This is a genomic window from Nonomuraea sp. NPDC001699, from assembly GCF_053596455.1.
In genome coordinates, this window is sequence record NZ_JBSFGF010000006.1 from 275757 (window position 1) to 298870 (window position 23114).

General features: G+C 71.5%; 22 protein-coding genes. 13 read left to right on the forward strand and 9 right to left on the reverse strand.

Features of this window, described 5'->3' with window-relative positions:
• The 3 genes from ACWCSU_RS20545 to ACWCSU_RS20555 are packed head-to-tail and all read right to left on the reverse strand — an operon-like array spanning position 1 to position 2934.
• Entirely contained in the window at positions 1-1236 is a 1236-nt protein-coding gene (locus ACWCSU_RS20545) for an epoxide hydrolase family protein (protein WP_364092023.1), read from the reverse strand.
• A gap of 13 nt (positions 1237-1249) precedes the next feature.
• Complete coding sequence (locus ACWCSU_RS20550) at positions 1250-1708, reverse strand: MarR family winged helix-turn-helix transcriptional regulator (RefSeq protein ID WP_357707371.1); 459 nt, start codon at positions 1706-1708, stop codon at positions 1250-1252.
• 53 nt (positions 1709-1761) lie between these two features.
• On the reverse strand, positions 1762-2934 hold the full coding sequence (locus ACWCSU_RS20555) for an ROK family protein (RefSeq protein WP_449936729.1): 1173 nt from the start codon (positions 2932-2934) through the stop codon (positions 1762-1764).
• Positions 2935-3133: 199 nt separating this feature from the next.
• On the opposite strand from ACWCSU_RS20555, the gene ACWCSU_RS20560 reads away from it, so the two are divergent.
• The 10 genes from ACWCSU_RS20560 (at position 3134) to ACWCSU_RS20605 (ending at position 14652) form a co-directional block, all read left to right on the forward strand.
• Positions 3134-4774 (forward strand): beta-N-acetylhexosaminidase, encoded by a 1641-nt coding sequence (locus ACWCSU_RS20560; RefSeq protein WP_357707373.1) that lies wholly within the window; start codon positions 3134-3136, stop codon positions 4772-4774.
• Positions 4771-7140, forward strand: a complete 2370-nt coding sequence (locus tag ACWCSU_RS20565; RefSeq protein ID WP_449936731.1) for a phospholipase D-like domain-containing protein — start codon at positions 4771-4773, stop codon at positions 7138-7140. The genes ACWCSU_RS20560 and ACWCSU_RS20565 overlap by 4 nt, the downstream gene beginning before the upstream one ends.
• A gap of 125 nt (positions 7141-7265) precedes the next feature.
• Complete coding sequence (locus tag ACWCSU_RS20570; protein WP_357707376.1) at positions 7266-8513, forward strand: ABC transporter substrate-binding protein; 1248 nt, start codon at positions 7266-7268, stop codon at positions 8511-8513.
• A 3-nt stretch (positions 8514-8516) separates the two neighbouring features.
• Positions 8517-9449, forward strand: coding sequence for a carbohydrate ABC transporter permease (locus ACWCSU_RS20575; protein WP_357707377.1), 933 nt, complete (start codon positions 8517-8519; stop codon positions 9447-9449).
• Positions 9442-10251, forward strand: coding sequence for a carbohydrate ABC transporter permease (locus ACWCSU_RS20580; protein ID WP_357707378.1), 810 nt, complete (start codon positions 9442-9444; stop codon positions 10249-10251). Before ACWCSU_RS20575 ends, ACWCSU_RS20580 begins: the two co-directional genes overlap by 8 nt.
• A gap of 45 nt (positions 10252-10296) precedes the next feature.
• Positions 10297-12045, forward strand: coding sequence for a bifunctional metallophosphatase/5'-nucleotidase (locus ACWCSU_RS20585; protein WP_449936735.1), 1749 nt, complete (start codon positions 10297-10299; stop codon positions 12043-12045).
• Between the two features lie 125 nt (positions 12046-12170).
• Complete coding sequence (locus ACWCSU_RS20590) at positions 12171-12614, forward strand: PadR family transcriptional regulator (RefSeq protein WP_397040948.1); 444 nt, start codon at positions 12171-12173, stop codon at positions 12612-12614.
• Positions 12611-13558 carry a hypothetical protein gene (locus tag ACWCSU_RS20595; RefSeq protein WP_449936738.1) on the forward strand — a complete coding sequence of 316 codons (948 nt, stop codon included), beginning with the start codon at positions 12611-12613 and terminating at the stop codon, positions 13556-13558. Before ACWCSU_RS20590 ends, ACWCSU_RS20595 begins: the two co-directional genes overlap by 4 nt.
• Before the next feature lie 21 nt (positions 13559-13579).
• The gene (locus tag ACWCSU_RS20600; RefSeq protein ID WP_357707384.1) at positions 13580-14326 is read left to right on the forward strand and encodes an alpha/beta fold hydrolase; all 747 of its coding nucleotides are present in this window, start codon (positions 13580-13582) and stop codon (positions 14324-14326) included.
• Complete coding sequence (locus tag ACWCSU_RS20605) at positions 14323-14652, forward strand: hypothetical protein (protein WP_449936742.1); 330 nt, start codon at positions 14323-14325, stop codon at positions 14650-14652. Before ACWCSU_RS20600 ends, ACWCSU_RS20605 begins: the two co-directional genes overlap by 4 nt.
• A gap of 190 nt (positions 14653-14842) precedes the next feature.
• On the opposite strand, the gene gdhA is transcribed toward ACWCSU_RS20605, so the two are convergent.
• Positions 14843-16183 carry an NADP-specific glutamate dehydrogenase gene (gdhA, locus tag ACWCSU_RS20610; protein ID WP_449936744.1) on the reverse strand — a complete coding sequence of 447 codons (1341 nt, stop codon included), beginning with the start codon at positions 16181-16183 and terminating at the stop codon, positions 14843-14845.
• A 193-nt stretch (positions 16184-16376) separates the two neighbouring features.
• Here gdhA and ACWCSU_RS20615 point away from each other — a divergent pair, with 193 nt between their 5' ends.
• The 3 genes from ACWCSU_RS20615 to ACWCSU_RS20625 all read left to right on the forward strand — a co-directional run bounded on the left by ACWCSU_RS20615 (position 16377) and on the right by ACWCSU_RS20625 (position 18240).
• On the forward strand, positions 16377-17609 hold the full coding sequence (locus tag ACWCSU_RS20615) for a serine hydrolase domain-containing protein (RefSeq protein ID WP_357707389.1): 1233 nt from the start codon (positions 16377-16379) through the stop codon (positions 17607-17609).
• 74 nt (positions 17610-17683) lie between these two features.
• Positions 17684-17917, forward strand: a complete 234-nt coding sequence (locus ACWCSU_RS20620; protein WP_397040953.1) for a DUF2945 domain-containing protein — start codon at positions 17684-17686, stop codon at positions 17915-17917.
• Positions 17914-18240 carry a DUF3140 domain-containing protein gene (locus tag ACWCSU_RS20625; protein ID WP_357707393.1) on the forward strand — a complete coding sequence of 109 codons (327 nt, stop codon included), beginning with the start codon at positions 17914-17916 and terminating at the stop codon, positions 18238-18240. Before ACWCSU_RS20620 ends, ACWCSU_RS20625 begins: the two co-directional genes overlap by 4 nt.
• A gap of 48 nt (positions 18241-18288) precedes the next feature.
• Here ACWCSU_RS20625 and ACWCSU_RS20630 read toward each other — a convergent pair whose 3' ends face one another.
• The 5 genes from ACWCSU_RS20630 to ACWCSU_RS20650 form a co-directional block, all read right to left on the reverse strand.
• Positions 18289-19458, reverse strand: a complete 1170-nt coding sequence (locus ACWCSU_RS20630) for an MFS transporter (RefSeq protein ID WP_449936747.1) — start codon at positions 19456-19458, stop codon at positions 18289-18291.
• 136 nt (positions 19459-19594) lie between these two features.
• On the reverse strand, positions 19595-20284 hold the full coding sequence (locus ACWCSU_RS20635) for a GNAT family N-acetyltransferase (RefSeq protein ID WP_449936749.1): 690 nt from the start codon (positions 20282-20284) through the stop codon (positions 19595-19597).
• A 94-nt stretch (positions 20285-20378) separates the two neighbouring features.
• On the reverse strand, positions 20379-20792 hold the full coding sequence (locus tag ACWCSU_RS20640) for an SRPBCC family protein (protein WP_449936750.1): 414 nt from the start codon (positions 20790-20792) through the stop codon (positions 20379-20381).
• 72 nt (positions 20793-20864) lie between these two features.
• On the reverse strand, positions 20865-21968 hold the full coding sequence (locus tag ACWCSU_RS20645; protein WP_449936752.1) for a hypothetical protein: 1104 nt from the start codon (positions 21966-21968) through the stop codon (positions 20865-20867).
• Between the two features lie 198 nt (positions 21969-22166).
• The gene (locus ACWCSU_RS20650) at positions 22167-23069 is read right to left on the reverse strand and encodes a LysR family transcriptional regulator (protein WP_449936754.1); all 903 of its coding nucleotides are present in this window, start codon (positions 23067-23069) and stop codon (positions 22167-22169) included.
• Between the last annotated feature and the right edge of the window lie 45 nt (positions 23070-23114).

Sequence of the window (23114 nt, forward strand, 5' to 3'; positions counted from 1 at the left end):
TCAGGCCGGGCGGTAGGGGCGGAACGTGCGGCGCAGGTCCGCCACCCATTCCCCGGGGATCTCCCAGGGGATGAAATGGCCGCCGCGGTCGTGGGCGGTGATGTCGACGTGGTTGTACCAGGCGCCCCGCTCGCCGTCGACGAAGCCCTGGATCCGCTGTTCGCCGGTCGTCACGCCGGGCGGGTTCTCGTAGCCGACGAACGTGATGCCCGTGGGCGCCTCGACGACCGGCCACCGGTCGTGCGACGGCGTCCAGGGGTAGCGGTTGTTGTTGGCGTAGGTGCGGATCGAGCTGTCGATCGTGTTGCCCGCCCAGAAGATCGTCGCGTGGGTGAGCAGGTCGTCCTTGGTGAACACGTTCTCGATGTCGCCGCCGTTGTCGGACCACTTCGTCCAGCGTTCCAGGATCCAGGCCAGCATGCCGGCGGGGGAGTCGGCCAGCCCGAAGCCGAGCGTGGACGGCGCCAGCACGTGCGCCGCCAGATGCACCGCGAACCGCCTGTCCAGCTCGACGATCCGGGCGTGCACGTCGGCGGGCAGGCCGTCGGGGATGGGCATGCCGCCGCTCAGGTCCCAGGCGCGGTCGCCGTTGAACATGGTGAGCTTCTGCGCCGAGCCGATGTGGACGGCGTACAGCTCGTCGGCGTACTTGTGGCCGAGCTGCCCGGTGACCAGCGCCCCGACGTCGCACCCGGCGGCGGCGTACCGGTCATGGCCCAGGACGCCGGTCATCAGCTCGTGCCATACATCGGCGATCTTCCAGAAGTTCATGTCCGGCCGGTGGTCGAGCGGGGCCGAGAAGCCGAACCCCGGCAGCGACGGCACGATCACGTCGAACGCCTCCGCCGGATCGCCACCGTGGGCGCCCGGATCGGCGAGCGGGTCGATCACCTTCGACCAGTGCCAGAACGTCCAGGGCCAACCGTGGCTGAGGATCAGCGGCACCGGGGCGGGGCCGACGCCGGGCTTGCGCATGAAGTGCACGGGCACGCCGCCGACGTCCACGCGGTAGTGCTCGTAGGCGTTGATCGCGCGCTCGGCCGCACGCCAGTCGAAGCCGTCGGCCCAGTAGGCGACCAGCTCGCGCAGGTGGTCGCCGCGCACGCCGTAGAAGCCGTCCTCGTTCCCGGCGGTGGCCGGCCATCTGGTCAGGGCGAGCCTGCGGCGCAGGTCGTCGAGCACCTCGTCGGGGACGTGCAGCGGTTCTGGGCGCAGCGGGAAGGGGCGATTCGTCAAGGGGACCGTTCTCCTAGTCTTCGACACGCGCGGCAATCTCGGTCAGGCGGCCCAGGAGGCCCGCGTACCGGGCCAGCGCCGCGCGCTCGTCATCGCTCAGGTGCTCCACCAGGCGGGCGACCCGCGCCACCCGGTCGGCGCGCCGGGAGCGGACGATGCCCATGCCCTCCTCGGTGAGGGTGAGCAGGACGGCGCGCCCGTCGCGCGGGTCGGGACGGCGTGAGACCAGCCCGTCCCGTTCGAGCTTGGCCACCAGGGTCGTGAGCGCGGGCTGTTTGAGCTGTTCCGTCGCCGTCAGGTCGGTGAGCCGCATCGGACCCTTGCCCGCCAGCGTGTGCAGCACGGACAGGGTCGAGAAGCTGAGCCGTCTGACCGAGGGCAGCCGGATGAAGTACGTGTTGAACTCCTCGATCGCGCCGACCAGCTCGTCGAGGTCCAGGGCGGGGCCGTGGCCCGCCTGCGAAGATGCCACGACCCATTTATATCGAACTTCGATATAAGCGAGGAGGGCCGACTTTCGGTGGACTAAACCGTTATTAAGGGAGAGGTCGCGGCCGGCAGGTCGGTCTCCGGATCGAAGAGGACCTTGGACAGATGGTCGACGCCGTGGCACACGGCCCCGATCGCCACGCACTCGTCCCCGAGCACGGAGGCCCGCAGCTCGGGCGTGCGCAGGCACATCGTCTCCAGCTCGACCCGCAGCGGCTCCATGAGCACGTCCGCCGAGCGGGAGAAGCCCCCGCCGAGCACCACCAGGTCGGGATCGACGGTGAGGGCCATCGCGGTGGTGGCCAGCGCGAGCACCTTGACGTAGCGCAGGACGGCGCGGCGTGCCTCGACGTCACCCCGCCTGGCGGCCTCGAACACCGCTCCCGCGACCGCCTCGGGCGGCGTGCCGGGCTCGACCGAGGGGACGGCCTGCAGGAGCTCGCCCACGTAACCGAGGTTGAACAGCGGATGCACGCCGATCTCGCCCGCCGCGCCGCCGCCGCCGCGCAGGGGGACCCCGTCGAGCACGACGGCGGCGCCGGCCCGGCGGCCGACGTGCAGGAAGACCAGGTTCCGCGCGTCGCGGGCGATGCCCCTGCGGCACTCGGCCAGCGCGGCGAGCCTGCTGTCGTTCTCCACCAGGACGGGGCAGCGCAGCCGGGCGCCGAGATGGTCGGCCAGCGGCACGTCCGACCAGTCCTGGATGGCGCGCGAGAGCACGACGCGTCCTTGCAGGTCGACATAGCCCGTGCTGCCCGCGACCGCGAGCCAGACGTCGGAGGCGGCGGTGCCCGAGCCGGTCAGGCAGGACTCGATGGCCCGGTCCACGGTGGCCAGGCGCTCGGTGCGAGGCTGCTCGGGGGAGGCCGGCTCCCGCGTGGTGTGCAGGACGTTGCCGTCGAGGTCGGCCACGACAGCGAGCACCTTGTGCGCTCCTATGTCGAGCCCGAGCACCCGGCCGGCCTCGGCGTGGAACCGGTAGCGGCGCGCGGGCCTGCCCTTCTCCCCGCCGTTCGGGTCCATCTGGATCACCCAGCCCAGCTCCATCAGGTCCTTGACCACCACCTTGATGGTGGCTCTGGCCAGGTCGGCGCGCTCGGCGAGCTGGGTCAGCGTCGCCGGCCCGCCCGCGCGCAGGGCCGAGAGCGCGGCGATCGCGTTGAGCCGCCGGAGCCGCTGAAGGTCGCCGCCGGTCACGGAGAGCGTCACTGAGAACCCTTCTTGACGAATCTTAATGGTGAGCTACATCATAAATCCAGATCGAGGCGCTCACCCAGAAAAGAGGCCAGATCATGGGCGTGGCCGCGGGCGGTTCGCGGCGACCGGAAGCCGAGCGCCATGGTACGACCCGCCGCCCACCCTGTCACTGACCGCCGATCCCCACCCCCCGACCCCTCAGGGACCTGTCTTGCTGCTGCCGCGACCCGTCCATCTGACCCGAGACGGCGGGGAACCCTTCGCCCTCACCACGACCACAGTGATCGCCGCGCCTCCCGGGCTCTCGCGGGTGGAGGGCTGGCTGCGTACCGTGCTGTTCCCGGTGACCGGCCTGCCGCTGCCCCCCGGAGCGCCGGGGCCCGGCGCGATCGAGCTCACCCTGACCGACGGGCTCGGCCCCGAGGGCTACCGCCTGACCGTACGCCCGGACGGGGTGCGCATCGAGGCCGGTGACGCGGCCGGGGCGTTCTACGGCGCGCAGACCCTGCGCCAGCTGCTTCCGCCCGACGCCTTCCGCAGCGGCGCGGTCGGCGAGCGGGACTGGCACCTCGCCCCGGTCACCGTCGCCGACCGGCCGCGCTTCCGGTGGCGGGGCTGTCTGATCGACGTGGCCAGGCACTTCCTGCCCAAGCCCGACCTGCTGCGGTACATCGACCTGCTGGCCGCCCACAAGCTCAACGTGCTGCACCTGCACCTCACCGATGACCAGGGCTGGCGGGTGGAGGTGACGGGATATCCGAAGCTCACCGAGGTCGGCGCGTGGCGCAGGGAGAGCCCGCTCGGTTCCCGTCGGGACGACATGTTCGACGGCCGCCCGCACGGCGGCTTCTACACGCAGGAGGACCTGCGGGAGATCGTGTCGTACGCGGCCGACCGGTTCGTCACCGTGGTGCCGGAGATCGAGCTGCCCGGACACTCGCAGGCGGCCATCGCGGCCTATCCGGAGCTGGGCAACCTCGACGAACGGCTGGAGGTCGCCACCAGATGGGGCGTCTCGCCCAACGTGCTCAACGTCGAGGACGCCACGCTCGCCTTCTACCGGGACGTGCTCGACCAGGTCATGGACATCTTCCCCGGCGAGTACGTCTGCGTGGGCGGCGACGAGTGCCCCAAGGAGCAGTGGCGGCGCAGCCCGTCGGCCCAGCGGCGCATCCGCGAGCTCGGCCTGCGCGACGAGGCGGAGCTGCAGAGCTGGTTCATCCACCGGTTCTCCGACCACCTGGCGGCGCGCGGGCGCCGCCTGCTGGGATGGGACGAGATCATCGAGGGCGGCCTGCCGCCGGGGGCGACGGTCGCGTCCTGGCGCGGGACGTACGGCGCGGTCGTGGCGGCGAAGGCCGGGCACGACGTGGTCACCTGCCCCTTCACCGAGCTCTACCTCGACTTCCGTCAGTCGGACCGCTCCGACGAGCCGGTCCCGATCGGCAGCGTGATCTCCTTACGCGACGTCTACGCCTACGAGCCGGTGCCCGCGGAGCTGACGGAGGCCGAGGCCGGCCGCGTGCTCGGCGCGCAGGCCAACCTCTGGACCGAGCACATCGACTCGCCCCGCGCGCTCGACTACATGGCCTTCCCCAGACTCTCGGCCTTCGCCGAGGTCGTCTGGAGCCCCGGCGGAGGCGACTACGAGGACTTCCGGGCACGGCTGCACCACCACGAGCGACGGCTCGCCGCGCTGGGCGTGGAGTACCGCAAGGAGACCGGCCCCGAGCCGTGGCAGACCCGGCCGGACGTCCGCGGCTGGCCGCGGGAGCGGGCGGAGACCGAGGCCGAGGTGGCTGCCTGGACCCGCGACCTGCGGCGGAACCACAGTGAAGGGAAGCGGTCATGATCAAGCGCCTGTTCGTCATCCTGGTCGGCCTGTCCCTGCTCGGACCGGTCGCTCCGGCCCAGGCGGCGGCTCCCCAGATGTCGGCCTACTTCAGCAGGCCGAGCGTCGACGGCACGCTCGACGGCTCCCTGCTGACCAGGTTGCTCGACCTGATCAACCTGGCCGCCCCCGACTCCACCCTGCGCGTGGCGACCTTCGTGCTGGAGATCGAGGCCGTCAAGGACGCTCTGGCGGCGGCGCACGACCGGCGTGTCGACGTGCGGGTGGTGTCCGAAGGGTCCGGGTCCCACCCGTTGCTCGACGAGCTGGCCGCCGCCGGCGTGCCGGTCACGCTCTGCGACAGGGGCTGCAACGGGCCGGACACCGACATCAGCCACCACAAGTTCTTCGTGTTCAGCCGGCTCACGGACGGCAGGACCGACGTGGTCGTGCAGAGCTCGCAGAATCTCAGCCCCGAGAACGGCATGCACCAGAACATGCTGATCAGCACGGGCGACGCCGGGCTGGCCGACGGCTACCGGCAGGCGTTCGACACGCTGGCCTCCCGGGTGCGGACCACCTGGCGGGCGCCGTTCACCTCCACCAGTGGCAAGGTCACGGTCTGGATGGAGCCCCGCGACACCGCCTACGACCAGACCGCCTACGGCAGCGCCGACCTGGTCGCGGCCGTGATCCGCGACGTGGGCTGCCCCGGCACGATTCGCGTGGCGCAGTCGCAGTTCGCCACGGACCGGCCGCTGGTCATCGCCGAGCTCAAGGCGAAGAAGCAGCAGGGCTGCGACGTCCAGGTGCTCGTGGCCGAGGGCAACCAGACGGTCGCGACCGCCCAGGAGCTCGCCAAGGGCGGGATCGTGGTGCACACCTTCCGGCCCGGCGGCTGCCGCTACCCGGCGGGCGGCACCTGCGCGCCCGACGGCCTCCACTCGAAGATCGTCCTGGTGGACGGGCCGTCGGCGGCGGCGGGCGGCGCGCGGCGCAGCTACGTCTACACCGGCTCCCACAACCTCAACAACGGCTCCCTCACCGCCTCGGACGACTCCTTCGTCCGCGTCGACGACGCGGCGACCTACGCGCTGTACGACGCGGACTTCACCTCCATGCTGGACGAGATGATCAAAATCGTCCCCAGGGCCTACCCGGGGGCCGGGCTCCAGATGGCCGCCAACGGCCCCGACGACCAGCGCGCCCCCAGGGCGGCCGCCATGCGATCCGGCTACACGGCGGTGACCTGGGAGGACGACCGCGACCGCGCCTCCGTGGACGGCACCGAGATCTACGCGCGCATCTACCGCGACGGGCAGCCGGTGACCGGCCCCGTGAAGGTCTCCATGGGCGGGGTCGGCTGCGCCACCGGCTGGAACCACGTGCAGCCGTCGGCCGGCGTGGACGACGCGGGCAACGCGTACGTCGCCTGGGCCGAGGACGGCGACTGCCGCGGCGAGCACAACATCGCGGTGCGCAGGCTCTCGCCGTCGGGCACGCTGAGCCCGGCGATCTGGGCCAACGAGCCGCAGTGGAGCGGCGACCAGACCCGGCCGAGGATCGCGGTCCGCGGCGGCGGCGGGTTCACGGTGGTGTGGGAGGACGGGCCGAGCGGAACCGTCCGCGCGGCCGGTTACTCCTCCCTGACCGCCCGCGCCTTCGCCCCGCTCCAGGTGGGCACGGGCGACCGGCCGGACGTGGCCGTCGACGGCGCGGGCGCCGCGACCGTGGTCTGGCAGCAGGCGCCCGACGTGTACGGCAGGCGGCTCTCGGCGACCGGCGCGACCGTGGCGCCCGCCACGAGGATCAACACCAACGCCGCCACCCAGCACCTGGCCCCTGCCGTGGCCACGACGCCGGGCGGCGACAGCGTCGTGGCCTGGAGCGACAACGTGGCGGTCACCGGCGGCGACGTGACGACCGTCTGGCGGGTGCGGACGCGGGGCCTGACGCCGTCCCTGGGACAGCGGTTCGCGGAGACCCCCGTCGCGTTCGGGCAGTACGCGCCGAACACGCCCTCCGACGGCGGCAAGGAGTACCCGCCGCTGTGCGGGGAGGTGTCCTCGGTGGACAGGTGCGCCGTCCAGGGGACGCCGTCCGTGGCCGTGGACGACACCGGCCGGTTCGTGGTCGGCTGGACCGAGTCCGACGCGTGGAACGCCGGCCGCTCCCACGAGGTGTACGCCCGCGGCTTCAACGCCGACGGGACGACGACCGGCCGCTTCCCCTGCGAGCGCATGAACCCGAACACGGTCGGCGACCAGGCGGGCACCGCCGTCGCCGCCGACGGCCGCGGCTTCCACCTGTTCTACGTCGAGGACTTCGACGTCAACGGATACGGCGACGTCGTGGCCAGGACGGGTTTCACCAACACCGGATTCTGAGCCCGCCGCCGTTCACCGCACGCCGCCCCCGCGCGGGCGGACCCGCCGAGATCGAGACCTGATCATCACCCCCGACGCCGTCCTCCGGCCTGCCCGCCGACGGCTTACAGAGAAAAGGAACGCCCATGCGCCTGCGTATGGCATTGGCCGCCGCCCTGGCGATGACCCTGGCCGGTTGTGGCTCCGGGACCGACACCACCAGCACCAAGTCCGGAAAAGTCACGATCAGCTACGCGATCTGGGAGAAGAACGACCAGCCCAGCACCCAGAAGATCATCGAAGCCTTCCAGAAGCAGCACCCCGACGTCACGGTCAAGCTTGAGATCACCCCGTGGGACCAGTACTGGACCAAGCTCCAGACCGCGGCCACCGGCGGCGCGGCCCCCGACGTCTTCTGGATGAACAGCCTCAACGTCCGGATGTATGCCAAGGGCGGCGTGATCGCCCCCTTCGAGAACGCCGACGTCAGCGCCTTCCCGCAGGCCATCGTGGACGGCTACCGCTACGACGGCAAGCTCTACGGCATGCCGCGTGACGTCGGCGTCCCCGTGCTCTGGTACGACAAGGAGCTCTTCGACAAGGGCGGCGTCGCCTACCCGACCGCCGACTGGACCTGGGACGACCTGCGGGCCGCCGCCAAGAAGCTGACCGACCCGGCCAAGAAGCAGTACGGCCTGCTGGCCCCCCTGTGGGACCAGGGCGGCTTCTACCCCACGATGGTCCAGGCCGGCGGCCACGTCATCTCCGCCGACGGCAAGAAGTCGGGCTTCGACGAGCCCGGCTCGATCCAGGGCCTGGAGTTCTGGACCGACATGATCAACAAGGACAAGGTCGCCCCGCCCGCCCAGGCGACCACCGACACCAGCCCGGTGCAACTGTTCATGACCGGCAAGTACGCCATGTACTACGGCGGCTCCTGGCTCGCCACCACGTTCAAGGCCAACACCGAGCGCGGCGACAAGGTCGACGTGGCGCCGCTGCCCAAGGGGCCGGCGCAGGAGGCCGTCATCCTGCTCGGCCTGGCCAACGCCGTCTCGGCCAAGAGCGAGCACCCGGCCGAGAGCGCGCAGTTCGCCCAGTTCCTCTCCTCCGACGAGGCCGAGAAGATCCTCAGCGACGCCGGCGGCGCCTCGGTCTCCTCCCGCGCGGGCACCCAGGACGGCTGGTTCAACGCCTTCCCGAACTACCGCCTGAAGGAGACGTTCGACGCCTCGATCCCGAACGGCGTGCCGTACCCCGTCTCCCTCAACACCGCCAAGTGGCAGGACGTGCAGAACAAGGTCCTGGCCGAGGCGTGGGCCGGCAAGCGGCCGACCGCGGAGGCGGCCAAGGAGATCGCCGCGCAGATGAACGAGATCCTGGCCAAGGAGTAGCCGATGGTGCTGACCGAGGAACGGGCCGCCGCCGTCGGGGCGGCGGCCCCGCCGGGGCGGCGGTCGCGCCGCGACTGGCTCTGGGGTTACGCGCTGATCGCGCCCATGGCCCTCGGGCTGGCCGTGTTCTACCTGTGGCCGATCGTCCAGACGCTCTATCTCAGCTTCACCGAGTCCGGCGTGTTCGGCGGGCAGACATGGGTCGGCCTGGACAACTTCGTCGCCCTCTTCGGCGACGAGGAGATGGTCGGCGCGCTGCGCAACACGCTGCTCTACTCCGTGCTCGTGCTGATCGGGGTGCCGCTGTCGATCGTGATCGCGGCGCTGCTCAACGTGCCGGGGCTGCGCGGGCTCGGCTTCTACCGCACGCTGTACTTCCTGCCGGTGGTCACCATGCCCGCCGCCGTCGGCCTGACCTGGCGCTACCTGTACAACGGCGACTTCGGGCCGATCAACTACCTGCTCGCCCAGGTGGGCATCGACGGGCCCTACTGGGTGTCCGACCCCGAGTTCGCGATCTACGCGATCGCGGTGGTCGGGATCTGGACCTCGCTCGGGTACAACGCGGTGCTGTTCCTGGCCGGGTTGCAGGGCATCCCCAAGCACTACTACGAGGCCGCCTCGATCGACGGCGCGGGCAGGTTGCGGCAGTTCTTCCGCATCACGCTGCCGCTGCTCACACCCACCACGTTCTTCGTCACGGTGATCACGCTGATCAACGCGTTGCAGGTGTTCGACCTGGTCTACCTCATGATCGACACCAAGAGCCCGGCGCTGGCGGGGAGCCGCACCATCGTCTACCTCTTCTACGAGCAGGGCTTCGTGCAGAACAGCCGCGGCTACGCCGCCGCGATCGCGGTCGTGCTGCTGGCCCTGATCCTCCTGCTGACCGCCGTCCAGTTCAGGCTGCAGAAGCGGTGGGTGCACTATGAGTAGGCGCTGGATCGTGCACGCGGTCCTGCTGGCCGGCGGGCTGATCATGATCACGCCGTTCGTCTGGCAGCTCGTGGTCTCGCTGCAGACCATGACCGAGTCGATGCGGGTGCCGCCCACGGCGGTCCCCTCCTGGCAGTGGCACAACTTCGCCGACGTGTTCCAGACCGTGCCGCTCGGGCGGCAGTTCCTCAACACGGTGATTGTGACGGTGGCGGTGACGGCCGGGCAGCTCCTGCTGTGCTCGCTGGCGGCCTTCGCCTTCGCGCGGCTGGAGTTCCCCGGGCGCGGGCTGGTCTTCATGCTGTTCCTGGCCGTGCTGATGGTGCCGGGGGAGCTGTTCCTGCTCCCGCGGTACGAGATCATGCAGGGGCTCGGGTGGCTCAACAGCCTCCAGGCGCTCATCGCCCCCGGCGTCTTCGGGGCCTTCGGCACGTTCCTGCTGCGGCAGTTCTTCAAGACCCTGCCCAAGGAGCTGGACGAGGCGGCGCGGCTGGACGGCGCCAACCCGCTGCAGATCTACTGGTGGATCATGCTGCCGCTGGTGCGGCCCGGCCTGCTGGCGCTCGGCCTGCTGACCGTCATGTGGTCCTGGAGCAGCCTGCTCTGGCCGCTGGTGGTCAACACCGACCCGGAGATGATGACGCTCTCCGCCGGGCTGGCCTCGCTGCGCGGCCAGTATCTGACCAACTACCCCATCCTCTTCGCCGGGTCCGTCGTGGCCTCGCTGCCGGTGATCGTTCTCTTCGTGGTCATGCAACGGCAGCTGATCGCCGGGATCGCGTTCACCGGCTCGAAGGGCTGATCCGCAAGCCTTTTATCCCGATATTTCACCTATTGAGGAGCAAGTGTGTCTTCGTTCCGTAAGTGGATCGTTGTCGCCTTAGGCGTCACTCTGGCCTCGACAGCCTCACCCGCACAGGCCGAGCCGAAGCCCGTGGACGTCCAGCTGCTGTCCTTGACCGACTTCCACGGCTACATCACCCCGCAGTCCAACGCCACCGACGGCACGATCAAGGATCCGCAGGGGAACACCCTGGTGGTGGGTGGCGCGCCGTACATCGCGACGCATCTCGACCGGCTCAGGCAAGGCCGCAAGAACACCGTCACGTTCGCCAGCGGTGACAACTTCAGCGGCTGGCCGACCGAGGTGTCCTACCACGCCGACGAGCCCACCATCGAGTTCCTGAACAAGATCAAGGTGGAGTTCACCGCGGTCGGGAACCACGAGCTGGACCGGTCGCTGGGCTTCCTGCGCGACCACATGGGCAAGGGCGAGTGCTTCGGCGAGATCGGGCTCGACAGCTGCTTCACCGACTCCGACGGGCAGCAGTTCTCCGGCGCCGACTTCACCTTCTCCACGGCCAACATCGTCCAGAAGGGCGACGACCGGCCGGTGCTCCCGCCGTACGTGATCAAGCGCTTCCAGGGCATCCCCGTCGGGTTCATCAACCTGACCACGCCCACCACCGTGGACGGCTCCACCTCCTACCAGCCGTCGCTGGACAACCTGCCGCTGGTGGAGACGGCCGACAAGTACGCCGCCATCCTCAAGGCGCGCGGCGTCAAGGCCATCGTCGCCAACGTGCACGAGGGTGGCAAGGCCGGGGAGGACTACAACGGCTGCGGCGAGCCGAAGGGCGGGCCGATCTGGGACTTCGCCAAGAACGCCTCGGCCGACATCGACGTCATCGTCACGGGCCACTGGCACTGGTACTTCACCTGCTCGCTCCCCGACCCCGCCGGCAACCTCCGCCCGGTCGTCGAGGCCGCCAACCACGGCCGCCTCATCAGCGAGATCAACCTGAAGCTCGACCGCCGCACCCGTGACGTCATCAGGCCCGAGACCACCGCGGTCAACCACCCGGTGACCCGCGACGTCACCCCCGACCCCGCCATGGTCAAGCTGGTCGACCACTGGAACGCCAAGACCAAGGAGACCTACGCCAAGCCGTACGGGACCATCACCGGCGACCTCACCAGGACCCGCGACGCGACCGGGCAGAGCACGCTCGGCAACACCGTGGCCGACGTGGAGTACTTCGACTCGCAGCAGACCGAGGGCGGCGAGGCCGACCTGGCCATGGCGGCCGTGGCGCCGACCAAGGGCTCGAACTCGCTGCGCGGCGACCTGAAGTTCGCCAAGGGCACGAACCCCGCCGACGCCGACGGCCGGGTGCTCATGGGCGAGTCGTGGGCGGCATGGGGTTACGCCAACCCGGTGCTCACCGTCTCGGTCAAGGGCGCGCAGATCGAGCAGGCCCTTGAGCAGCAGTGGCAGACGCAGGCCGACGGCACCGTGAAGTTCGCGCCGCTGGCCGTGTCCAAGAACGTCCGCTTCTCCTACTCCCCGAACCGGCCCGTGGGGGACCGGATCAACCCCGCGGACGTGGTGATCAACGGGCAGCCGCTCGACATCGGCAGGACATACCGGCTGGCGGCGCTGGCGTACACGCTGATCGGCGCCGACGGCTACACGGCCTTCGCCGGGTACACCGACGCGGTGCGCGGCAACCGCGACTACGAGGCCATGCGGGCCTACCTGCGACAGGGACCGCTGACCCCGCCCGCCCTGGACCGCGCGATCCGGCTCCCGTAGGACTCCCCGTGCGGGGGGACCGGCCGTCCCCCCGCACCCCGGGCTCGCACTTCGCTCGCGGGACCGGCGGCCTTTTCGCATGCCGGAGTTGCGGCTCGCTCTGATCATCGGTATATATCGTCGACATGACTTCAAGGGCGATGCAGGAGCCGACGTTCCTCATCCTGACCGCGCTCGCGGCCGGGCCGCAGCACGGCTACGGCATCATCACCGACGTCGTGCGGATCTCCGGCGAGCGGGTGCGGTTGCGGGCCGGCACCCTCTACGCCGCCCTCGACCGGCTCCAGGCCGAAGGGCTGGTGGCGGCCGACCGGGAGGAGGTCGTCGACGGGCGGGCGCGGCGCCACTACCGGCTGACGCCCGAGGGCGAGCTCCGGCTGGCGGCCGAGGCCGAGCAACTGCGGCACAACGCGGAGACGGCCACGGCCCGGCTGCGCGGCCGGGCGGCGTGGCAGCCCGGCGGAGGGCTGGGATCGGCGTTCGCCGGGCCGCTCGGGGCGTTCGCGGGGCCGCCGGGAGCGCTCGGCGGGCCGTCGGCGGCCTTCGGCGGGGCGGGGAGGTCGCGATGACGTCCCTGGAACGGCGCTACCGGCGGCTGCTGGTCCGGTGGTACCCGGCCGAGCACCGGGCCCTGCACGAGGAAGAGATGATCGCGGTGCTGGTGGCGGGCGCGGAGCCCGGCCGGCGGCGGCCCGGGGTGCGCGACACGTTCGACCTGGTGCGGGGCGGCCTGGCCATCAGGGTGCGGCGCGGGGCCGGCGCCCAGTGGCGGGCCGCGGTCGACGCCGCCGCCCTCCTGGTGCCCGTCGCGCTCCTGTTGACGGCGCTCGCGCGGGCCGCCATGTTCGGAGCGGCGACATGGCAGCGCCCCTTCGTGGCGGACGAGTTCCCGCAGTTCCTGCGCATGCTCACCTACGCCCTGCCGTACGCGGTCGTGGTGGTGCTGGCCTGGCGCGGGAAGGCCGGTGCGGCGGCCGTCTGCGCGTGGGCGTACGCGCTGGTGACCCCGGGGGTGCGCGGGTGGGTCAACGCGTCGTTCACGTCCAGCGTGACCGGCGACGGGGTGCTCCTGATCGGGGGCGTGCCGTTCGACTTCGGCGGGATGGCGATCTCGGCGCTGCCCCTGGTGCTGTGCGGGGCGATGCTGCTCCTCGCGCCGTCTCCCGGGCCCGGCCCGCTGGGCGGGCGGCGGCTGCTGTGGTGGATGGCCGTGCTCCTCGGGGCTGCGGCGGCCGGCGCGGCCGTCTCGTCCCGATGGGCCTACCCGCCCATGTGGGCCCTGGCGGTGGTGGCCGCGGGGCTGGCGCTGCGGTCGCCGGTCGGGCGCCGTGCCCTGGTGGTGCTGCTGCCGATGGTCGGCGTCTACGTGGGCGGGCTTCCAGGGGCCGGCTACCTGCTGAACGCGGTGCTGCTGAGCGTGCTGGCGGTGGTGGTGCTGGGGGTGACGGCCTGGATGGCCCGGGTCGCCGGACAGGGCGCCGGTGCCGTAAAAAGGGGACGAACCGGTCACTGAATGGCTGGTAACGTCTGCGCGATGATGATTTCTCATGATGTCGCGGGTGACGGACCGGCCCTGCTCCTCCTGCACGCGGGGGTGTGCGACCGGCGCATGTGGGACCCCCAGTGGGAGCCCCTGATCGCAGCCGGGTTCCGGGTGGTCCGATGCGACCTGCGCGGCTTCGGGCAGAGCCCGCTGCCCACCGAGCCGTACAGCAACTCGGGCGATGTTCTCGACCTGCTCGACAGCCTGGGCATCGACCGGTTTTTCCTGGTCGGTTCCTCCTACGGCGGGAAGGTGGCGCTGGAGGTCGCCGCCGGCAGCCCTGAGCGGGTGGAGGCGCTGGTCCTGCTCTCCGCCGCGCTGCCCTGGCGGGAGCCGAGCGCCGACCTGCGCGCACTCGGAGAACGCGAGGAGGAGCTGGTCGAGGCGGGCGATCTGGCGGCTGCCTCGCAGCTGATGGTCGACCGCTGGCTGGGCCCCGACGCCGGCGAGGAGGCCGGGCGGGCCGTGCACGAGATGCAGGTGCGCGCCTACGAGCTCCAGCTCGCCGAGGGGGTCGTCGGGCCGGTCAAGGTCGCGATCGAGCCGTCGGTCGTGACGATGCCGTGCCTGGCCGTGTCGGGCGCGCACGACGCCGTCGACTTCCGGCACACCGAGGCCGACCTGCCCGCCGCCCGCAACGTCGAGCTGCCCTGGGCGGGCCACCTGGCGAGCATGGAACGCCCGGCCGAGGTCACCGAACTGATCGTCGCGTTCCTGCGCGAGCAGGCCCGGGCTTGACCGGCCACCACGCCGACAGCGAGCTCGTCCAGGCCGCCGCGGAGGTCGCCCGTACTCGTTGCCGGGGCGACAACCACACCATGGCGGCCGCCGCCCGCGCCCGGGACGGCCGGATCATCACCGCCGTGAACGCCTACCACTTCACCGGAGGGCCCTGCGCCGAGCTGGTGCTCATCGGCACGGCCGCCGCCCAGGGCGCCTACGAGCTGGACACGATCGTCGCCGTGGGGGACCGTGACCGGGGAGTCGTCCCCGCCGTGCGGCCGTTGCCGTCAGGTGCTGCTGGACTACTTCCCGGCCCTCAAGGTGATCGTGGGCGGCGGTGACCGCCTCCGGGCGGTCCCCGTCGCCGATCTGCTGCCCGAGACCTACGTCTGGGCCGACCACCAGCTCGACCCCACCACTCCGGCCTGACCGCCGACCCGCCGCCAGGCGTGCGGCCGGACCCGGGTCCGTCCGCACGTCGCCCGCTGCCAGGCACAGCCGGCCGGCGGCGGGTTCAGCCGTGCGCGCGGGTCAGATCAGGCCCAGGGCGAGCATGGCGTCGGCGACCCGGCGGAAGCCGTCGATGTTGGCGCCGGCCACGTAGTTGCCCGGCATGCCGTACTCGTCGGCGGTCTGCAGGCAGCGGCCGTGGATGTCCTGCATGATCTCCCGGAGGCGGCGCTCGGAGAACTCGAACGTCCACGAGTCGCGGCTGGCGTTCTGCTGCATCTCCAGCGCGCTGGTCGCCACCCCGCCCGCGTTGGCGGCCTTGCCGGGCCCGAACGAGACGCCCGCCTCCAGGAACACCTTGATGCCCTCGGGCGTGGTCGGCATGTTGGCGCCCTCGCCGACCGCGAGGCAGCCATTGTCCACCATGAACGCGGCGTCCCGGCCGGTGATCTCGTTCTGCGTGGCGGACGGCATCGCCACCTCGCAGGGCACCTCCCACACGCTGCGGTCCGGGACGAAGACGGCGTGCTCGCCCCGGCGCTCCGCGTACGCCTCCAGGCGGCCCCGCTCGACCTGCTTGACCTGCTTGAGCAGGTCCAGGTCGATGCCCTTCTCGTCGAGGACGTAGCCGGAGGAGTCGGAGCAGGCCACCACGACGCCGCCGAGCTGCTCGACCTTCTCGATCGTGTAGATGGCCACGTTGCCGGAGCCCGACACGACGACCCGCTTGCCGTCGAACGACGTGCCGCGGGCCTTGAGCATCTCCTCCACGAAGAACGAGCAGCCGTAGCCGGTGGCCTCGGTGCGTACCTGCGCGCCGCCGTAGACCAGGCCCTTGCCGGTGATCACGCCGGATTCGTAGCGGTTGGTGATGCGCTTGTACTGGCCGAACAGATAGCCGACCTCGCGCCCGCCGACGCCGATGTCACCGGCCGGGACGTCGGTGTACTCGCCGATGTGCCGGTAGAGCTCGGTCATGAAGCTCTGGCAGAAGCTCATCACCTCGCGGTCGGAGCGGCCCTTGGGGTCGAAGTCCGAGCCGCCCTTGCCGCCGCCGATGGGCAGGCCGGTCAGGCCGTTCTTGAAGATCTGCTCGAACCCGAGGAACTTGACGATGCCCAGGTAGACCGACGGGTGGAAGCGCAGCCCGCCCTTGTACGGCCCGAGCGCGCTGTTGAACTCCACCCGGAAGCCACGGTTGATCTGCACCTCGCCACGGTCGTCCACCCACGGCACCCGGAAGATGATCTGACGCTCAGGCTCGCAGATCCGCTCGATGATCTTCGATTCGGCGTACTCGGGATGCTTGCCGAGAACCGGGCCGATGCTTTCGAGCACCTCGCGCACCGCCTGGTGGAACTCGACCTCGCCGGGGTTCCGGCGCAGGACGTTGTCGTAGATCGACGACAGTTTCTCGTGCAAGAAGGACTCCCTACATCACTGGTGCAATCCTGCTCACTTTACGATTCGGCCACTCGTGAGCAGCAGGCGGCCCGCCCTCGCGCGCTCCCGCGGATGTCAGCGGCGGCGTCAGGGCGGCGACAGTCCGGTGTCAGGACGGTCGGCGAAGGTTTACCCCATGAGCGGATCGGCGCTGACGGGACGAGGGAGAACGATGACGGGCAACGGCAACGGCGGCTTCTCGAAGGCCGGGCTGGGCAGGCTGCACGACGTGCTGGCGCGGCATGTGGACTCGGGGCGGATCCCCGGTCTGGTCGCCCTGGTCGGCCGGGGTGAGGAGACGCACGTCGAGGCGATGGGGACGATGCGGCACGACGGCGGCGCGCCGATGAGCCGGGACACGATCTTCCGGATGGCGTCCACGTCCAAGCCGGTGACGATGGCGGCGGCGATGGTCCTGCTGGACGAGTGCCGGCTGCGGCTGGACGACGTGGTCGAGCCGTGGCTGCCCGAACTGGCCGACCGGCGGGTGCTCACCCGCGTGGACGGCCCGCTGGACGACACCGTGCCGGCACGCCGGCCGATCACCGTGCGCGACGTGCTGACCTCCACGTTCGGGCTCGGCATGGACATGACGTCGCTGGGCACCCCGATCATGAACGCGGTGTTCGGGCAGGGCCTCACGCCCGACCTGCCGACGCCGATGCCCGAGCCGGACGAGTGGATGCGCCGCCTGGGCGAGCTGCCGCTGATGCACCAGCCCGGGGAGCGCTGGCAGTACCACATCGCCAGCGACCTGCTCGGCGTGCTGGTGGCCAGGGTCACGGGCCGGCCGTTCGGGACGTTCCTGAACGAACGCGTCTTCGAGCCGCTGGGCATGAAGGACACCGGCTTCGACGTGCCCGCGGGCAAGCTCGACCGGCTGCCTCCCCTGTACGCCCCCGACCCGGCGACGGGCGAGTTCCACGTCTGGGACGAGGCTCAGGGCGGACGTCACAGCGAGCCCCCGGCGTTCCAGGGCGGCGGCGGTGGGCTGTCGTCCACGGTGGACGACTACCACGCCTACTTCCGCATGTTGCTGAACGGTGGCACGCACGACGGCGAGCGCGTCCTGTCGCGGCCCGCCGTCGAGCTGATGACCACCAACCGCCTCACGCCCGCCCAGCAGGCCGCCCGGCACGCGATGGCGGTCGACAACGTGCACATCTCCTTCGGGCAGGGCCAGCACGGCGGCTGGGGCCTCGGGATGGCGGTGCGCACCTACCGCGGCGACTACGCGCCCGTCGGCCAGTTCGGCTGGGACGGCGGCAGCGGCACCTCCACCTACGCCGACCCCGAGAACGGGCTCACCGGGATCCTGCTCACCCAGGTCGGCATGTCCACGCCGGACTCGGCCCGGCTCGTCCACGACTTCTGGACCACGCTCTACCAGGCGATCGACGCCTGACCGGGGCGCCGACGGTAAAGGAAGGTTTGCCTCCGGGGCCGAGTGCGGGAGGGGGGCGGGGTAGCGCGGGTTCTATGACCGGCAAGCGCAAGGACGATCCGTCCGTGGGTGACGAGGTCTCCTGGAAGAGCCACGGGTCCACGGCCCGTGGCAAGGTGGAGAAGAAGATCACCAAGAGGACGAAGGAGGCGGGCCGCACGGTCGCGGCCTCGCCCGACGACCCGCAGTACGTCGTGCGCAGCGACAGGAGCGGGCGCAAGGCCGTGCACAAGCCGTCGGCCCTGCGCGAGGACAAGGACGCGAAATGAGCGGCGACCGGGACGTGGCGGCCGAGTTCGGCGAGGCGGTGAACATGACCGCCAAGGAGCTGGAACGCTGGCTGGACACCGACGAGTCGAAGGAGGCCGGCCAGAAGCGGGACGGCGGCGAGTCGACCGGGCACGCCTCCGGCCGCGAGATCGTCCGGCTCCTCCGCAAGGGGAAGTCGTCCTTGAACGGCCACGACTACGAGCACATGACCAAGGTCATCGGCTACATCCACCGGCACCTGGCGCAACGCCCGTCCGGCGACGTCCGGGAGACGCGGTGGCGCCACTCGCTGATGAACTGGGGACACGACCCGCTCAAGTGAGACGAGCGTCCGGCCGCACGACGTGCTCCGAGTCCGCCGGCGGGCGGGTCAGTCGTCGTGGGCGATCAGCATGAGCTGACGCCACAGCAGCACGACGAACACCGCCGAACCGGCGAAGGCGAACCAGAAGGGCGCCGCGACGCCGAAGCGGGTGGCCAGCACGCCGCCGATCATCGAGCCGACCACCAGACCGGCGTAGACGCAGACGGTGTTGACGCTGCCCACCCGGCCCTGCAACTCCTGCGGGACCGCGCGCTGGCGGACGGTGCCCGAGGTCGTGCCCCAGATGAAGGCGTGCGCGCCGAACACCAGGAAGATGGCTCCGGCGACCCACGGCGAATGCGTCAGCGCCAGGCCCAGGTGGGTGAGCGTCTCGATGATGAGCCCGATCCGCATCAGCGCGCCGAGGCTCACCCTGCGGGTGACGGTTCCGTACAGGCCGGTGCCGATCAGGCCGCCGATCCCGCCGATGGTGGTCATCAGCCCGAACCCCATCGCGCCGAGGCCGAGCTGCTCCTGGGTGTAGAGGACGAGCACCGACCAGGCCGCGCCGAAGGTGAAGTTGAAGATCAGGATGGTGAGCGCCAGCGTGCGGACCGCCGGATGCCTGACGGTCCAGCTGAACCCGGCGACGAGCTCCCGCAGGGTGTTCGGCCGCGGCGCGCCGGCCGGCCGGTCGCGGGGCGGCAGCGTGATGCGGGAGACCAGGACCATCCCCGCCAGCACCAGGATCAGCTGGCCCGCGAACGGCCAGGTCAGCCCCAGTCCGAACAGCGCCGCGCCGACCGGCGGCCCGGCGAGCTGGTTGAGCGTGATGAACCCGGTGCCGAGGCGGGCGTTGGCGATGATCAGGTCGTCCCTGCTGACCATCATGGGCGTCAGCGTGGACGTCGCGTTGTCGGCGAACACCTCGGCGACGGACCGCAGCGTGAGCGCCACCAGCGCCGTCACCACGGTCACGGTGCCGGTCGCCATGAGCACGACGAGTGCCGCCAGGACCACGGCCCGTACGGCGTTCGCGACGAGCACGATCCTGCGGCGGTCGTGCCGGTCGGACAGGACGCCCGCGTACAGGCTGAACATCAGTGGCGGCGCCCAGCTCACCAGGGCGGACAGCGAGATCATCAGCGGGTCGCGGGTCAACGTCGCGATCAGCAGGGGGCCCGCGGCGGCCGCGATCCCGTCACCGAGATTCGTCAGCCAGCTCGACGCCAGCAACCATCGGAACCCTGTACCCAATCGGGCCGGCAGGACCCGCTCCACCACTGTGACCACGAGCGCAAAACCATACGTTTCGCCGGGCGTCCACGGCAACGCGTTTTTCCGTGACGGACCCGGGCGCCCGCCGGGGCCGTCAGGGGGTGCGGAAACCCCGGAAGGTCACGGGCCCGTAGGTCCGGAAACCGAGCCGCTCGTAGAGGGCGATCGCGGCGGTGTTGGCCTCGGCCACGTGCAGGAGGGGACGGTCGCCGCGGGCCAGGATCCGCGAGACCAGGGCGCCGACCAGGCGGGCCGCGTGCCCGCGGCCGCGCGCCTCGGGCGCGGTGCAGACGGCGCTGATCTCGGTCCAGCCCGGCGGCCGCAGCCGCTCGCCCGCCATCGCCACCAGCTTCCCGCCGTCGAAGACGCCGAGGTAGACGCCCATCTCGCGGGTACGCGGCCAGAACGGCCCCGGCCGCGTCCGGGCGACCAGGTCGAGCATCTCGGGGACGCTGTCGTCGCCCAGCTCGGCGACCTCGCCGGACCCGGCGGGAGGCGGGCCGCCGGGCCAGATCAGCCGGCGTCCTTCGACGGAGAAGACCGGCTCCCAGTCCGGCGGCGGGGTCGCCGGGAGGCTGAACAGGTCGGCCAGCTCACCCGGCCCGAGCAGCCGGGCGAGGTCGGCCCACGCCCGCTCGTCCGGGTCGGCCGGCACCGAGCAGAAGGTCGCCACGTCCTGCCGGTACGCGACCGCGTCGCCGAGCCGGCGGGCGAGGTGCGCGTGGCGCCCGCGCAGTGACGCGCCCACCGGGTCGTCGAGCGGGTGGGCGTCGCGGTCCGCCATCAGGATGTGCCTCTCGGGTCGTGCGGGACGGGGCGGGAAGCCCTCCCGGCGCGGGCCATCCTAGTGACACCGTTGTCAGCGCCCTCGCGCCAGGTCAGGAGCGGGCCGCGCCCTCGATCGCCTGCCGCATCTCCGACGCGCCGTACCGCATCCGCAGGCCGACCTCGGCGGCCCGCGCGTGGGGCAGCACGTCGGTGACCCAGATCAGCCGGCCCGCCCCCTCGCCCTCCGGCCGGACCTCGAAGGAGGCGTGGTGGTGCTCCAGCGGCGGCCTCGCGCCGTCCACGACCGCGTAGGCCAGGCGGCGGGCGTCGTCGTCGACGGCCAGGATCAGCTCGCGGATCACGTGCCCGTCGGGGAACGTGAGGAAGCGCTGGTCGCCCTCCATCCGGGTGTCCTCGACGCGGCCGGGGAGCAGCCGTTCGTGCACGGCTCCGACGTCGCGCAGGACGTCCCAGATGTGGTCGGGGGAGGCGTCGATGACGATCTCGTGCCGGATGGAGGCCATGCGGGGGAGCTCCTCGGGTTTGTTTACGTCCTTCATTGTGAAGTACTTCGCTATCTTATTCGCCCGGTGCCTTCAGCGCACGTTCCAGTCCTCCTTGCGGGGCGGGTAGGCGAAGGTCTGGTGGTGGGCCCAGTCGCCGCCGATGACGCGGTAGTCGTGCGCGGCCTCGCTCTCGGGATGATCGGGGCCCACGTCGACCTTGTCGGCGATCGACCAGACGCCGTTGATCCGGTGCTCCACGGTGTAGAGGAACTCGTTGAAGCCCGAGGCGGACACGCACTCGTTCACGACGGTGAGCGCGCGCCGCCCCGCCGTCAGGGCCGGCGGCAGGTCGACGATCTGGTTGCGCCACTTGTGGACGCCGTCCTCCAGCAGCGGCCGCCAGTGCGCCGCCGGGGCGCCGTCCACGGTGATGGTCGCGTGTTGCAGGCCGACGCCCGCGTCCAGGCGGCGGGTCAGCCGTACGCCGGTGTTGGCCGGGCTCACGCTGACCGTGAACCGGCTCGACCCGCCCCGGGGGAACGCGCGGCCGTCGTCGGTGACGATGTGATCGGGATCCACGGCCTGGTCGGGGACCCGCTCGGGCGGCGCCTCGGGCCGGGCCGTCATCCGCAGCGCGACGACCACGGCGAGCACCAGCGCGGCCGCCGCGGGAACGGCGACCGCCGCGACCAGGACGGCCCGCCGACGACCACCTCCGGCCAGGACGGCCCGCCGCCGGCGTCCGTCTCCGGTCAGGACCGCCCGCCGCCGGCGCCCGCCCTCGTCCACGGCCGGTTCCGCCGGGGCGGCCGCGGACGTCGGCGCTGTGCCGGTGGGCGTCGGCGAGGCGCGATCGTCCCAGGCCCCGGCGGGCAGGCGGCTGATCCGCACCCGGTCCCAGGCCCGTTCCCACGCCGGGAGCTCATGGTCGGGCACCCGGCACCCCCGCAGGAACGCCACCATGACCGCCTTCTTGGGAAAACGCCGCCCGGCCAGCATGTCGGCGCAGGTGCTGCGCGGCAGCCTGGTCCCGCCCGACCTGTCGGCCCGCGCCTGCAACTCCCGCAGCGACACGTCGGCCCGCGCGAACTGCTCGGCCAGCAGCCTGGCCAGATCCTCATGACAGGTCACCGACTCGGGGCCGGTGGCCGCCGCGGCGCCCGGCGACTGTCCGCCGCCGTGGACCTCGCTCATCGCTGTCAACCCCGCCCTCTCTCGACCGGGCCGTAAGGCCACACGGACCAGCGACAGAAAGTGTACGGACGCTCGCACTCCGTGTCCGGCACGTTCTCGCCCTGGTGTGCGGCGGCAACGTCGACACGGCTGCCTGCCGCCGCCGGGTCGGCACGACGCCCAGGCCGTAGGACCGGTCCGCGGAGGCGCGGGCCGGGATCAGGCGCGCTTCTCCTGGGGTTCGCCGGCCAGCCAGTCCCAGCTGGTGATCGTGGTGCGCATCAGGCGGGCGGCGGTGGACAGGTGGCTGTCGGCGCCCCAGAGCAGGGTGAGCGTACGGCGGCAGTCGGGGTCGTCGACGTCCACCCAGGCCAGGGGCGCACGGGTGGTGGAGCGGCGGGCGAGGGACGGGACGAGGCCGATGCCGAGCCCCGCGCCGATCAGGTCGGCGATGGCGCTGGGCTCGTCGCCCTCGCAGACGACCCTCGGCGTGCGGCCCCTGGCGGCGAAGAGGCGGTCGAGCAGCCGGCGCTGCCAGTGTCCCTTGCGGGCGGTGACGAAGGGCTGGCCGGCGAGCTCGTCGATGGTCACCGACGCACGGCCGGCGAGCGGGTGGTCGAGCGAGGTGGCCAGCCCCACCGGCTCGTCGAGCAGCTCGACCGCCTCCAGGCCGTCGGCGTGGATGGGCTGCGAGGCGACGCACAGGTCGAACTCCTGGGCGCGCAGGCGGCGGCCCATGTCGTCGGCGGGCGCCCAGTGCAGCTCGACCTCGACCGAGGGATGGGCGCGCTTGTAGGCCGCGAGCGGCCCGGTGAGGGTCAGGAAGGTCTCCGACGCCAGCCGTACGGTGCCGAACCCCTCGCCGGCGGCCTCGGCGACGGCTCGCCGTCCGGAGTCGAGCTCGCCGAGGGCCCGTTCGACGAAACCGAGGAACAGGGTGCCCGCGCCGTTCAGCCGGAGCCGGCCGCCGCGGTCGAACAGCGGCGTGCCCAGCTCGTTCTCCAGCCGCGCGATCGTACGGCTCAGCGACGGCTGCGCGACGCGCAGCTCCTCGGCGGCGGCGCTGAGGTGTTCGAGCCGGGCCACCACCAGGAACTGCCGGAGCGCGTTCAGATCCATCATGCCTCCCAACGCATAACACCATAGCAATACAGATCTTGGACAAGA